The 13561-nt window shown below is 56.4% G+C and carries 8 protein-coding genes and 4 pseudogenes; 5 read left to right on the forward strand and 7 right to left on the reverse strand.

Features of this window, described 5'->3' with window-relative positions; genetic code table 11:
* The first annotated feature begins 62 nt into the window (after nucleotides 1-62).
* Both AXG89_RS29600 and AXG89_RS29605 read left to right on the forward strand, forming a co-directional pair.
* Nucleotides 63-1019, forward strand: coding sequence for a HoxN/HupN/NixA family nickel/cobalt transporter (locus AXG89_RS29600; protein ID WP_236873540.1), 957 nt, complete (start codon nucleotides 63-65; stop codon nucleotides 1017-1019).
* 71 nt (nucleotides 1020-1090) lie between these two features.
* On the forward strand, nucleotides 1091-2434 hold the full coding sequence (locus tag AXG89_RS29605; protein WP_062173221.1) for a PQQ-dependent sugar dehydrogenase: 1344 nt from the start codon (nucleotides 1091-1093) through the stop codon (nucleotides 2432-2434).
* A gap of 61 nt (nucleotides 2435-2495) precedes the next feature.
* On the opposite strand, the gene AXG89_RS29610 is transcribed toward AXG89_RS29605, so the two are convergent.
* Entirely contained in the window at nucleotides 2496-3617 is a 1122-nt protein-coding gene (locus AXG89_RS29610; RefSeq protein ID WP_069638432.1) for a DUF748 domain-containing protein, read from the reverse strand.
* Between the two features lie 163 nt (nucleotides 3618-3780).
* On the opposite strand from AXG89_RS29610, the pseudogene AXG89_RS43650 reads away from it, so the two are divergent.
* Nucleotides 3781-4002, forward strand: a pseudogene (locus AXG89_RS43650) (IS5/IS1182 family transposase); the annotation flags it as partial.
* Between the two features lie 839 nt (nucleotides 4003-4841).
* Here the strand turns inward: AXG89_RS43650 and AXG89_RS29620 are convergent.
* The 5 genes and pseudogenes from AXG89_RS29620 to AXG89_RS29640 form a co-directional block, all read right to left on the reverse strand.
* Nucleotides 4842-5610, reverse strand: a pseudogene (locus tag AXG89_RS29620) (IS6 family transposase).
* A 139-nt stretch (nucleotides 5611-5749) separates the two neighbouring features.
* A pseudogene (locus tag AXG89_RS29625) lies at nucleotides 5750-6804 on the reverse strand (ABC transporter ATP-binding protein).
* 30 nt (nucleotides 6805-6834) lie between these two features.
* The gene (locus AXG89_RS29630; RefSeq protein ID WP_205583092.1) at nucleotides 6835-7674 is read right to left on the reverse strand and encodes an ABC transporter permease; all 840 of its coding nucleotides are present in this window, start codon (nucleotides 7672-7674) and stop codon (nucleotides 6835-6837) included.
* A complete protein-coding gene (locus AXG89_RS29635) occupies nucleotides 7671-8528 on the reverse strand; it encodes an ABC transporter permease (protein ID WP_236873539.1) in 858 nt (285 codons plus the stop codon). Before AXG89_RS29635 ends, AXG89_RS29630 begins: the two co-directional genes overlap by 4 nt.
* A gap of 50 nt (nucleotides 8529-8578) precedes the next feature.
* The gene (locus tag AXG89_RS29640) at nucleotides 8579-9673 is read right to left on the reverse strand and encodes an ABC transporter substrate-binding protein (protein ID WP_062173211.1); all 1095 of its coding nucleotides are present in this window, start codon (nucleotides 9671-9673) and stop codon (nucleotides 8579-8581) included.
* A 441-nt stretch (nucleotides 9674-10114) separates the two neighbouring features.
* Here AXG89_RS29640 and AXG89_RS29645 point away from each other — a divergent pair, with 441 nt between their 5' ends.
* Together AXG89_RS29645 and AXG89_RS29650 are read left to right on the forward strand one after the other, a co-directional pair.
* Nucleotides 10115-10501: a transposase gene (locus tag AXG89_RS29645; protein ID WP_062173208.1), complete on the forward strand. Its 387-nt coding sequence runs from the start codon at nucleotides 10115-10117 to the stop codon at nucleotides 10499-10501.
* 1199 nt (nucleotides 10502-11700) lie between these two features.
* Nucleotides 11701-12195: pseudogene (locus AXG89_RS29650) on the forward strand (transposase); the annotation flags it as partial.
* 520 nt (nucleotides 12196-12715) lie between these two features.
* Here the strand turns inward: AXG89_RS29650 and AXG89_RS29655 are convergent.
* Nucleotides 12716-13330, reverse strand: a complete 615-nt coding sequence (locus AXG89_RS29655; RefSeq protein ID WP_082771589.1) for a thioredoxin fold domain-containing protein — start codon at nucleotides 13328-13330, stop codon at nucleotides 12716-12718.
* Nucleotides 13331-13561 lie beyond the last annotated feature (231 nt).

The following is a 13561-nucleotide window of genomic DNA, read 5'->3' on the forward strand; positions in this document are numbered from 1 at the left end:
TAAGGAGCAAGATCAAGCTGCTCTATCTCGGACTATTTGCCTTCAACGCAGCCGCATGGGCAATGGCGTTCTTGCAGTTCCGCGGTTACCCTTTGTTGATTGGGACCAGCTTTCTTGCGTATTCGTTCGGATTGCGTCACGCAGTCGACGCGGATCACATCGCCGCAATCGACAACGTAACGCGCAAGCTCGGAGCAGAAGGTCGACGCCCCCTGTGCGTCGGTCTGCTTTTTTCACTTGGGCACTCCACAATCGTCGTCCTTGCCTCGGCGTTCGTTGCAGTCACAGCTACAACGCTGGATCAGCGGTATTCGAATCTCAAAGAGATTGGCGCGGTGATTGGTACCCTGATATCTGCGTTATTTCTCATCGCCATCGCTTGCGTCAATCTGCGAGTTTTGTGCTCGGCCATTACCGCGCTCAAGCGCGTTCACACCGGGGTGTCCCACACCGATGAACACCTTGAACAGCTATTCGTCAGTCGCGGTTTGTTCGCCAGATTGTGCCGTCCGCTTTTCCGGCTCATCAACAAGAGCTGGCACATGTATTTTTTAGGCTTTCTTTTTGGCTTGGGATTCGATACCGCCACCGAAGTCGGCATACTCGGCATATCGGCTACCGGATCCGCCCGCGGACTTCCGGTCTGGTCTATTCTGATTTTCCCGTTGCTTTTCACCGCCGGCATGGCCCTGGTCGATACCAGCGACAGCATCCTGATGCAAGGCGCTTACGGTTGGGCCCAAATCGATCCGGTTCGAAAACTTTCGTACAACATCATTATCACGGGCTTTTCTGTAGGCGTCGCCGTCGTGGTTGGTGCCATTGAAGCCTTTGGACTGATTACCCGCTATCTCGATCTGCACGGCAGATTCTGGGACGCGATTTCAAGTCTCAACGATCACTCAGAAGCAATCGGCTATGCGGTCGTCGGCGTTTTCGCCGCGACGTGGGCCGGCTGGGCTGCCTTCGCCAGATGGAAGCAGGCCGGCGTTCGCAACAATACCGGCAGTGTTGCTTAATCATTTAGTCAGTACGCTCATCTTCCACGCATGCAAACCCACATCAACCTGTCTTTATCAGGACCCGCGACATGAGCCATGGAATTGCAAGAATCGCACTGGTCGCAATTCTAAGCGGATGTCTTGCCGCATGCGGCGCGACCTCCACTGTGCCGGAAACAACCGGATTCGGTCCCGCACCGCCTCTGCCCGCTCCCGCGAAATCAATAATCACGACGGTCAATATCGCACCTGTCAGAAGCTTCAGCCAAGCGGATCGTCCAAAGGCAACGGCGGGATTCACCGTCAACGCATACGCGCGTGACCTCAATCACCCTCGCTGGCTGTACGTGCTTCCGAACGGCGACGTGCTCGTTGCCGAAGCTGACGCGCCAGAGGTACACGATCAGACAGGCGGACCGATCAAACGGTTCACGGCGTGGGTCAGAAAGCAGGTCATGAAACGCGCGGGCGCAGGCGTACCGAGCCCCGACAAAATCATCCTGTTGCGCAAGGCGAGCGAGAGCGGCGAACCCGCGACCAAGACCGTCCTGATCGAGAACCTCCATTCGCCGTTCGGCATGGCGTTGGTCGGCAACGATCTGTACATAGCTGACACAGATGCCCTTCTGCGGTTTCCCTATGTCGCGGGCGAAACTATGATCCATAGCCCGGGCGTAAAGGTAGCTGAGCTGCCGGCCGGTCCGATCGATCATCACTGGACAAAAAATATCATCGCAAGCGCGGACAACGCTCACTTGTTCATCACGGTCGGCTCGAACAGCAATGCCGCTGAAAACGGTATCGATGTGGAATCGGACCGTGCACGAATTCTCATTTTTGATATCAAGACAGGGACTATGCGTCCCTTCGCGACCGGTTTGCGCAATGCAAATGGGCTCGCATGGCAACCCCAAACCGGCGAGTTGTGGACCGCCGTCAACGAACGCGACGATCTCGGCAACGACCTGGTTCCTGACTATATGACCGCAGTACACGAGGGCGCCTTTTACGGATGGCCCTATAGCTATTATGGTTCGCATGTGGACCAACGGGTGCAACCGCAGCGGCCCGATCTCGTGGCGACAGCCGTCGTTCCAGACTACGCATTAGGCAACCATACGGCCTCGCTTGGCCTTGTTTTCTATAAAGGATCATTGTTTCCGGATCACTACCGGAACGGCGCTTTCGTCGGGCAGCATGGCTCCTGGAACCGCAAACCTCGCACAGGATACAAAGTGGTTTTCGTGCCGTTCGCCAATGGAAGACCGTCGGGTCCTCCCGAAGATTTCCTTGATGGCTTCCTCGATTCAGAAGGTCATGCGAAAGGACGGCCCGTTGGCGTCGTTGTCGATAAAGACGGCGCCTTGCTAGTCGCGGACGATGTCGGCAACGCGATATGGCGCGTTGCCCCGGGAAAAAAGAACGCTCCATAAATTTGTCTTTATTGGTGGTTCTCAGGGCTTGGCCAGCCTGACAACGGCCCGTCCAATGGAGTTATTTCGAGAGCAAGCTTCCCAATTTGCGCCCGATGCCTTCTACGGCCTGCGTTGCCCCTTTCACTATCCCGCTGGCTCCCGAAGCCACCGCATTGGGAAAGCCTTTCATGATTTCCGCGCCCACGCTCTGTGTCAGGGAAAAATGAGGGTCGCGAAGGTTGCCATCCAGTTCAAACTTGAGCTTGATGGTTCCTGAAGAGTCTTTAAGCGCCGCTACGGCTGATTTCGCTGGCACGGACGCGATGGTATCGCCCGCTTTTTTGCTTTGTGCGAGTTCTAGATTCTTGAGAACGACGGAGCCGGGGGCACGGATACGTCCGTTTTGAATGGTCGCGTCCAATGCGAGATCGATCGTTCCGCCGCGCGCCTTCGCCGTGCTGCCTGCCTCCCTGATTAGATAGGGGTCAAACAAGGTGATATCGACGTTGCGCAGGTGCGTTTGCAATCGCGAGTCGCTGTTCGCAAGGATGATCGACCCCTTGCTCGACACTACCCCTTCGTGCGACGGCCCGTGCAAAGAACCCGTTAGTTCAATGATCGTAGGATTTGACAGATCGGGAAGGCGTAAATGACGCACTTCACCGCCGGCGTTCGTGATCACGATGCGGTAGGGTGGCGTTCGAATTGTCTCATCAACAAGATCAACGGTGCCGTTGCGGAGCACGATATAGTCGATCAGCTTGTCGGCGTTCGCGCGCTTGGCTGCTGCACAGGACTGCCCATCCGCTTCCCGCTCTTCGGACGTGAAGCGCGGCAACACGCGAAGGCTACCGTTACGCGCCCGAACAACTGATAAATAGTATTGATCGACGAAGACGTACTCAGCGTGAACGCTGGGCGTAAAAATCGTTCGCCATTCGAGTTTTATTGCCGCGTGTTCCGCACGAAACAAATCCTTTGTAGGCCATTCTCGTGGAGCGCGTAACTCGACGCGCTTAAGCGTGACGGTGAAAAATCCCACGTCGATGCGCTCCGCGGACCCGTTGGGACCTAGTAACTCGGCCACTTGTAGTTTGAGTTCGTGCACCATGACGCCCCAACCGCCTACGATAACCAGAGCAATACACGCTAGCAGTATGGCAATACGGTGGGACCATCTCGCCTGTTTGAATGCAGCCATGAACTTTCCTTGACGCCTCCACTGTCACCCTGGCAGGTCACGTGCCCAGGTAGCTTCGAGATAATCCAAAAAATGACGGGGCGTGCAACCGTATCCAAGGACCACTCACTTGGATGTACCGAGTATGACTCTTCTCCTGAGAAAGTTCCCTGCTTATTTACTTGCTGATCTCGGCTTTCGCGGTGTTGACGCTGAACTTGGCCCGGTACAGTTGATTGACCGTGGCAAACACAAGACGTTGACCAACCCACAGCGGCGCTGGCTCAAGCGACGCCAGGCAATTGAACCGATCATTGACCACGTGAAGCAAGACCATGGCATGCGACGTTGTTGGCTTAAAGGACAAAGCGGCGATGCGCTGCATGCGGTGTTGTGCGCGACAGGCAGGCCGCCGCCCTGCGGCACGTCCAATCGACGAGGTCTCGCATTGGTGCCGCATGCCAAGGTGCACGGATGCAACGAGTCCGAAAGCCCTAGTACTACTGTGTTAGTGCGACGTGAAGTCGCGTAGAAGATTGTTTCATCTAGCTTCGGCCGGAAGGAAACCGATTGTGCCTTCAATCGTAACCTACCGGTGCATGCGGAATTGGTAATAGCTCCGGGTGAAGCCACTGGGACAATGTAACTCGCTCATCGAGCGGCGGTGATCTCGTGAGAGAGAGCCGTTGTCTGCCAGCGCCAAGGCGGATCGGGTGCTAGGTTGGGCAGTATGGTTAGCAGAAGCGAACTGCTGATAAACGTCGTCATGGTATGCAAGCCAAAGGCGCTGTTAGGCTTGAGCCAAAAAGGCAAGCAGTCGGATGCTCCGTTTGACACTCGGTGCACGCGGACAAACATGACTGCCGGCGAAAAGGCAGAACCTGCCCGCTCTTGTCTTTTACGTGGAACACGGTAAGCCCAAGTGTCCGCCCACGCCAGTGTTTCGGTTAAGGCAGGTGACCTGCAAGGGAAGCTGTTGGACAAGTGGGTATGAGAACGCGGAAAAATCGAAGGGTGGCTAGTAATAGGGCACATAGGGGTCCAAATTTGCCCTGATCTGAAAAAATGCAGACTTCCGTGTGGTGCAGTTGTCGTAGGTCCATGTTTGCGGTTCATAGAGGGGAAGCTTGTGGGTGACCATTGCAAAATCGCCCAGGGCTCCTCGCCTCAGCGATGAGGCGAATCAACAATATGATCGCCTGCGAAGGGCTCGTGCGTTGCGACGGGACCGGCGTCACAGGACGCTTAATGCTGTGCGCGAGCGGAGTGCGGTGAAAGTCGCACGCTCCGTTCTTCGGTGGCCCTATACCCGGAAGGGTGAGGGGCTACCATCTTAAAACCATAGGGAGCAGCGCAGCAACGCGGACATCTCTGAAATCGCTTGAAGATGTTGGCAATTCGGCGGCGCAGTCTTGCGATCGAATCAGGCACGTGTCGCTGCATGCGCACGTCTCGAAAGCCACGCATCGACGCTTGCGTTCACGTGTCAGTTGATGATTGTTCTCAACCCGGTTGTTTAATTTGGGCTGCCGCCTTGACGAACATGTGCTTTGCCTTCGCAAGTTCCAGGATTTCGACTTTTGCCGCCGGACAGCTGCGCAATTGATCGGTGACGATCTTACGCGACACCGCTTGCAAACGCAGCACTCGCTTCAAGAAGCGTTTTGCGGCAGCCTTGTCGCGCCGCTTTTGCACCAGGATGTCGAGTTCGGCGCCATGCTCGTCTACCGCACGCCACAGCAGGTACGGCTGGCCACGCAGGGTGACAAGTATCACGTCAATGTGCCACGTACTACTGGGCTTGCGCCGCGCGGCTTCGACTCGGTGAGCAAAGCCTTACCGAAGTTGTCGCACCAGGACGGATCGTCTCGTAGGTCACGATCACCCCGCGCTCGAAGAGCAGTTCATCGATGTCACGCAAGCTCAACTGGAAGCGGAAATACCAGCGCACCGCCCAACTGAAGACCTCGGCTGGAAAACGGTAACCACGATAGAGCAATTTCGATTTCTTCATCGCGACATCTAACTTGACCGACCCAACAACCTGACAATGCCTCCGCGCGAAATCCGCCGCATCGCAGTATTAACCATTCACGACTCCCGCGCTCGAGAGTCTGCTTAAATCGACAACACCGAAAGCAGATCAACCGTAATCACGCAGCGACGAGCTTGCACGATTTCACTGGCAAATCCACGATCACGTGCGCGCCGAGGATAAGACCGGGGGTTGTGCAAGACGTAGTCGCCGCCGTGAACACGACCCCGGCGCAATCGACGGTGGCCTCAAGCGACGCACCGACATCGCGAATGAACGTGACGCGGCCTTCCAGCCGATTTGGACCACACGATTCCGAATTGCTTCGCAGGCGGACGTCCTCGGGTCGGATGAGCAACCTGAGCGATGACGCGCCTGCTGGCACGACGTTATTCACCACGACCGGTTGTCCTCCTGTTAGCCGCACAGTGCCAGGCGTGTCAGCCGTGACCGGCAGCAGATTTCCTAGACCGATGAAATCAGCCACGAACTCGTTAACCGGATTCCGATAGATATCGAGCGGGCTACCGATCTGCGCGATGCGCCCTCCCCCATGACGACGATCTGGTCGGCCATTGTCATTGCTTCACGCTGATCGTGCGTGACCATGATCATCGAAATACCCAGGCGTTGCTGGAGTCGGCGGATCTCAATTTGCATGGCTTCGCGCAGTTTTGCGTCGAGCGCGGAAAGCGGTTCGTCAAGCAGCAACAGACGCGGCGACGACGCGATCGCGCGGGCAATTGCAACGCGCTGCCGCTGACCGCCGGACAGTTGCGCCACAGGTCTTTGCGCCATATGTGGCAGCTGAATCATTTCCAGCATCTCGTTCACACGCTGCGTTTGCGCTGCTTTGTCGAGCTTACGCAGTCGCAACGGATAGGCAATGTTCGCCGCTACCGTCATGTGTGGAAAAAGCGCGAGTGATTGAAAGACCATGCCAAAATTGCGGCGATTCGCGGGAACATTCGTGATCTCGCGGTCACCGAAACGTAGACTACCTTCGTCGGGAGTATCGAGGCCCGCAATCAGACGCAGCAAGGTTGTCTTGCCGCACCCTGACGGGCCAAGAAAACAGACGAGCTTGCCATCTGGAAGGTTCAGGTTGATGTCATCAAGCGCAGTAGCCGCGCCGAAATACTTCGATACATGCTGAATATTTAGATCGCTCATCACGGCCTCCTGGATGAAAGTGGCATTGAGTCAGATCGCGACACCGGCATCGCCGACCAGTTTTTCAAGGAGCCAGATCAGCGCGAAATCGATCAGCACGATGAAAACTGCAAATGAAAAAACTGTCGGATCCAGAGACGAAACCGTACGGCTGTAGAGCCAGACGGGCAGCGTCATCGTGTCGATGTTGTATAGAAAGAATGTCACCGTGAATTCGTTGAACGACACGATGAATGCGAATAACATGCCAGCGAGAATGCCGGGGCGCATTAGAGGCAGGATCACATCGACTAACGCACGCAGCGGCGATGCGCCCATAACCGTGGCCGCCTCCTCGAATTCGGCGCCGATATTTGCCACCGATGCCGCACAATTCTTCACCGTGAAGGGCAACGCCAGAATCACATGCGCGATGATGAGCCGGCCAATGCCCAGCTCAACCGGGAGGGCATTGAACACGAGCAGGAGCGAGAGTCCCAGCATGACCATCGGATAGACGAGCGGCATCGCAACCAGTTGCTCGACTAGATCCTTGCCGCGAAAGGTGTAGCGGTTCAATGCGTACGCGGCAGGTACGGACACCACAATTGCAATGATCATGGTTGATACCGCGACTGTTAAGCTCGTGCGCAGCGCTTCGCCGATTGACAGAACATCGGTAGCATCCGGTGAGACAAAGGTTTGCCACGCAGCGCGATACCACTTGAAACTAAATTCGGCAGGCGGAAATTGGAGCGTGCCGGAGACGCCGAAGGACATCACGATCATCGTGAGGATTGGCGCCGCGGCCAGAAAGAGTACGATCGTGGCAAACACGCTGGTCGCGCGCCCCAGTTCCCCAGGCAGGCGGCGGGAGAGCAACACGCTCACCGGTCGACTCCGAGCCAGCCGTGAACACGCCTGGCCAAGCGCCGCGAAGACGACGCCACGGCGAGCGCGACGACCATCAGAGCAACGCCCGATGCAGACGCACCTGGCCAGTTCAGCAGCGGTGCAACCTGATCGTGCACGAGCAGCGCGAGCATTGGTACGCGCCGGCCTCCGAGCAACAACGGTACAGCGAACGCGCTCATGTTATATGCGAATACGAGCATCGCGCCTGAAACAAGGCCCGGCGCAGCGAGCGGCAAAATAATATCGCGAAGGACTTGCAGGCGGCTCGCACCCAATGTGGCAGCCGCTTCTTCATACGACCTCGAAATTGCTTTGAACGCGCTCGACAACGGCAGAACGGCCAGCGGAAACGCAGTCTGAATCAACCCGAGCAAGACGCCTTGCTCGCGATACAACCATAGCAACGGCCGATGTGTGATGTGCAGCGCCATCAGCAAGCGGTTTAGTAATCCCGCCGGCCCAAGAATTACGAGCCAGCCATAGCCTTGCAGAAGCAGGTTCACGAGCAACGGCAGCAGGACGCCGGCCAACAGCAGACGTCGCGCGATGCGCGATTCGACGCGCGACATGGCGAGCGCGACGGGTACCGCCAGGAGCACGGCTATCACCGTACTTTCAGCGGCGAGCCGCACAGTGAGCCACATCGACCGCATAAAGTAGGGTTCGGCCAGCGCTATATAATTTTCCAGCGTGAAACCATGCCCGTCTTCCGCGCGTACGCCGAAACTCATGCGCACCACGACAAGTGCTGCGGCGAGCAGCACGGCGAGGAATAGCAGGATCGGCATCAGCAGCAGCCACGCGCGCCTGTTGGACGCGGACGCGCTCATCTGCGCCGTCCGGCGCGCGATAGATAGCTCAGCGCGAGACGGCGCCGCCGTCATGCCGAGAAAATCTCCGTATAACGCTTGATCCAAGCTTCCTGGACGGCGGCGAGCGATTTATCGTCGTGAAGAATAGCTTTTTCCGCGATCAACTTCGGGCTTGGCACGAGCGCGAGGCTTTGCGGCGCGATCACGGCTTTCGAATTCACTGGCCCGTTCAGTACGTCGGCAGCCATCTTGCCCTGCACCCCTGCATCGAGCGAATGGTTGATAAACGCGTGGATCAGGTCGATATCGCCGGGATGCGCCTTCGGAATCACCGTGAACATAAGTTGCGCTGCAAACCCTTCTTTCATTCCATACGTCACGCCCATCTTGTATTCGGGCTTACGAATTGCATCAGGGAAAAATGCTGGCGAATAGATGCCGCCGATATCCAAAGAGCCTGTGCGAAACAGGTCCGCCACTTGATTGGGATTCTCGCCGAGCGTCATCACGCGGTCTTTCAGCTCTGCGAGCTTCTTGAAACCTGGATCAATGTTTTGCTGAGAACCGCCCGCGAGCCGAGCAGCGATGATCGCCGTATCAACCGCTTCGACCCACTCGGGAGGCGGCAAAAAAATGCGTCCGGCGTATTTCGGGTCCCACATGACTTCGTAGCTGTTGGGCGCCTGCTTAAAGGTTGACGTGCTGTAGATCAGGCCATCGGTCCATAGCAGATAGCCTACGCCAAAGCCATTCGCGCCAGAACGATATGCCGCTGGCACGTCCTTCAGATTCGGCAGCTTCGCGGGATCCGGCATGGTCAGCAAGCCGGCATCAGCGAGACCGGATGCACCCACGCCCGCGAGCGTGATGACATCATATTGGGGCTTGTCGCCGGCCGCTTTCAGTTTAGCCACCATTCCGGAGGTGCCATCGGCGCGATCCGCGATAACTTTTGCACCGGTCTTGGCTGTGAACGTCGCAGCGATATTCTTGAGCGCCGCGAGCCCGGTGTCGTCGGACCACGTAAGGAGGCGCAGCGTCGTACCATTGAACTTCTCTGTTTGCGCGCGCGCTGAAATAAACGGTGCCGGTAACGCCGAGACCGCAATCGCGGCACCCAGTGACTTGATGACTTGTCTTCTGCCTGGTTTAATCGATGGCACTATCGGCTCCGTGGTGAGGATGCCGCCGGGTGATGTCCAGCGCGCAAACTGAATTTAGGTTCGCAAAAAAACGCTCGCAAACGAATTATCGTCATGGCTGCCATGTTCAAGGGTCATGGCTCCTGCGGGGTTATCTCCTTGTTGGACGTAGACCGAGATATATCATGTCCACATGAAGCCCCGTTGCAATAGTTTTCGAGCCTTCAACTAACGTAAGTGGCGCGGCTCCACTTAAGTTAAAAAGGACTCACGCGTCGACGCCTGCTCGCACCGCTGGGTAAAGGTTCCGATCGAAAGAATCCTTTCGAACGACGGGCCAGGACAAACTCGGCCGCTGCATGAACCTAAGGAGGAAATAGATCTGTTAAGGGTGCGGCGCCTCCGGTTTTTCTGGACACAGATTTAGGGTAAAACATGTGTTCCAAACTGGAGTAGTTCATCTTGAAGAAAGTTGATGCGAATGCAGTTGCGCCAGAGGCGCTGGAAGGCGCGCGTAGCGCGACTGGAAACGCCTCTGGCGCCGCCGAAGTCAAACGCTGGTCGACCGGGCGCAAACGTGGCGTGGTGCTTCGATTGCTGCGCGGCGAACCCGTCGATGCCGTGTCGCGCGAAGTTGGCGTGACGATCGCCGAGCTTGAATGCTGGCGTAAACAGGCTCTGGCGGGCATGGAGGCAGGCCTGAAGGCACGCACTAGCGATCCGTTGGAAGCCCAACTCAACGAGGCCGTCCGGCGCGTCGGCGAGCTCACGATGACAATCGAGATTTTGAACAAAGACCGCGAGCGGCAGGCCCGTCGCCCGTTGAGCGCTCGGAGATCATCGACATGAGCCACGAGATCTCCGTAAGCGTCGGCAAGCCCTTTGGATTGCAACGGGTTTGCCAGGTGCTCGACTTCCCGCGCTCGTAGACCGACATAATTTCGTCAACACTACGCGTATAAATCCGTCAACTCGCGGTTTTGGAGCTAAACTCCGTTTGTGCGCAGCGGGTTTTCCCTAAAGGGCTATTTGACGAAAGCGAATTACGGAGCCTCCTCTTCGACGCCTCGCCGTATGCTTCACAGGGTGATTGCGAAGCGCCATTCCCTCCTGCATGGCGTCGGATTCAACTTAGGAACGGGCATCACGCCACAAAAAATTACTGGTATTGACGCAGCATCTTCGATAGCCTCCACAGCTAATCGATTACTTAGTTATACAAATTAACGAATAACATTGGTCTCGAATACGGACTTCGTGGGATGCTCGAGCCGTCCTTCCGCAAAGAAAATATGGGATACAGGTAGGCCAAAAAATTAGAAGTCATCTGTTTAAGCATAGTGGTTGCTCTTCATACCGTAGCGTGACCGTTCGGCATTTCTGCATCCTGCGCGTAGGAAAATGCCGCCAGCAGCTTCCTGATTTAGGCCTCTTGAGCACCAACTTTTAATATGAAGCGATCCCGGTCCTCCCGGGCTCGTCAGGCCAGATACGCGATAACTGCATCGAGATAGCTTCGCAACTTCGGTAGGGATTCGAATTCTTCTCATCGTTTGACTTCGGGATTTGGGATGAACGCCAATTGACAGATTTATGTCGCACTGATGTGAATTGACAAAATCATGTCGGCCCGAGTGGGCATAAATCGGTCAACTCGACCCGGCCCTTCCTGGCGTACATGGATTCCGGATTGACAGAATTCCGTCGAACGACGTCATCGGAGGCAACGGACTTTCCCAGCTGACCAAATGCAATCAGAATGCGAATGTTCTGCTTGCTGTCGTGATGGCGCTCGGCAGCAAGCGCAACCAAACCCTGAGGTTCCCTGAAATTTTTCGTCTTCCATAGGTCGTGTATAAACTCGACTAAATGGAAGAAAATCGATATTGAAGATACCGAAGCGGGAGCGGCTACGAATCGTTGGTAGAAATCCGAATTCTTCCCGTCAGCTGGTTTCGGGGTTTGGAATGAACGCCAAGGTCAACTCGGATCGGCCCTTCCTTGCTGTACAGCGATTCCGGATTGACAGAATTCCGTCGAACGACGCCTGCGACAGGCAGATTGCCGCTCACGCGAGGAGCAGCGACGTTGCACGGCGTGCCAGCGAGCTCCTCGGCGTCGGCCCGGTGACCGCAAGTGCGCAGGCCGCGGCAGTTCCCGATGCGAAGGTCTTCAGAAATGGCCGACAATTTGGCGCCTGGCTTGGCCTAACCCCACGCCAGCACAGCTCGGGTGGCAAGACGCGGCTGGGTCACATCAGCCTGCGCGGAAACGTCTATCTGCGAACGCTGCTTGTCCAGGGAGCCCGAAGTACGTTGCAGTCGGCACTGCGTGCCGACCCCACGCACGCAGGCCGCCTGCAACGATGGATCAGGCAGCTTCACGAACGCAAAGGCTATTACAAGACGCTGATCGCGATTGCAAACAAGCACGCGAGAATGCTTTGGGCGATGCTCGCCAAGGACGAGCGCTACGACGCTAATGCCTGGCAGCGCCATCCCATGAACCCACCATTGCCATCTGTATCACCCACAGCAACATGACCTGATTGCCCTGAAACTCAATTACCGCTCAACGCGATAGCAAGACGAGGTCGGACCGAACGGGAGAAGAACCCGACGATTCTTGGCGACTCACAACTGCATGCGGGTCACGGCCCCATGCCTGATCGCCGGTTTTTCAAACAGGGTTCTCCTGTGCGGCTCATATCGTGGCCCGCCCGACATAAAGGGCACCAAGGCCGTTTGCAAAGACGCAGTCTATTCCTGGAATTGCATCGCACACAGCAGTGGGAAAAACCGGAGATGTGTCATGACCGCGCAAACGACTGGACCACCTGCATGGCCATCACTACGGAACCGCCAGCGTGAGAAAACTTAACCCCAAACTTGACTCTGAGGGGAAGTCCTTGCGAACAGAATCGGCCACTCTCAGCCGATTGCGACTGACGCATACCGAAGCAAAAACCCGTTGCAAACCATAGGTTCAGTCCGAAGGGAAGCGATCCTCGAAGCGGACCGTGAACCGCGGCACAGCCGTTTTCACACTACGTGCGAATGACTTTTAGCGGAACCGTTGCAAAGACGGATCGATAATCGGTTGTTCCGGCAAATTCAGCATGGTCGGCAATGAGCTCAAAGGCGGCAAGCCGCTGACATCAGCCCACCGGGGGCCGCTCGTCATATAGATGATCGTCGGCGTACCATCAAAGCCAAGGTGATGAAATATCTTTGCATTGCGGTCCAGCTTCGATTGCGTCGCCGACGGCACCTTTTCCAATGGCTTGATACCACCGGACTCGTCCTTCTCGGAGAATTTAGTCTCAAGTTCTCGCATCAAAGCCGGACCGTTCTGCGCCTGAAGTAACGCAGCGGCCTTGCCTGGCGAATCCGGTTTCAGGAAGCCTATCGGGATCCAACGCACCTGCAACCCGGCAGCTTCGTACGGTTGGAACGCCTTCCACGCGTAATGACAGAAGATGCAGTTGGGGTCCATAAAGACATAGATCGTCGATTTGACGTTTTTGCCCGAAGCACCTTCTACGATTGCAGGCGCATTCTCGAGCGCCGCGGCAACTGACGCCGGCAAATAACTTGGCGCTGGCCGCTCCGCCGCCACAGCAAAACCAGACAACACCACCGCGATCGGGGCAACTACCAGTCTTACAGGTTTTAACATCAAGCGCACCCATAGATATAGGCCAAGCTATACAGCCTACTTTGAATTTGAAGTGGGCGGGTTCGTGGGTCAAGGGCGGGCGGAAGCCCGGCGTAGCGAACCCTTGGCCCGCCAAACCCGCCCACCCCAGATTCAGAGGCGGATGACTATACATTGTCGCCTTTGCGAAAAGCGGTTAGCGCGCGCATACATCCTTGCTCGCCTATACCGCGTTCGCTTGTACAAATTGAT

The organism is Burkholderia sp. PAMC 26561 (assembly GCF_001557535.2).
In the GTDB taxonomy this organism is placed as follows: domain Bacteria; phylum Pseudomonadota; class Gammaproteobacteria; order Burkholderiales; family Burkholderiaceae; genus Caballeronia.

What these genes read in the sequence shown, in the direction of transcription:
- AXG89_RS29610 (WP_069638432.1), bottom strand. Translation starts at nt 3,617, where the DNA reads ATGGCTGCATTCAAACAGGCGAGATGGTCCCACCGTATTGCCATACTG.
- AXG89_RS29600 (WP_236873540.1), top strand. Translation starts at nt 63, where the DNA reads ATGGCGTTCTTGCAGTTCCGCGGTTACCCTTTGTTGATTGGGACCAGC.
- AXG89_RS29655 (WP_082771589.1), bottom strand. Translation starts at nt 13,330, where the DNA reads ATGTTAAAACCTGTAAGACTGGTAGTTGCCCCGATCGCGGTGGTGTTG.
- AXG89_RS29605 (WP_062173221.1), top strand. Translation starts at nt 1,091, where the DNA reads ATGAGCCATGGAATTGCAAGAATCGCACTGGTCGCAATTCTAAGCGGA.
- AXG89_RS29635 (WP_236873539.1), bottom strand. Translation starts at nt 8,528, where the DNA reads ATGAGCGCGTCCGCGTCCAACAGGCGCGCGTGGCTGCTGCTGATGCCG.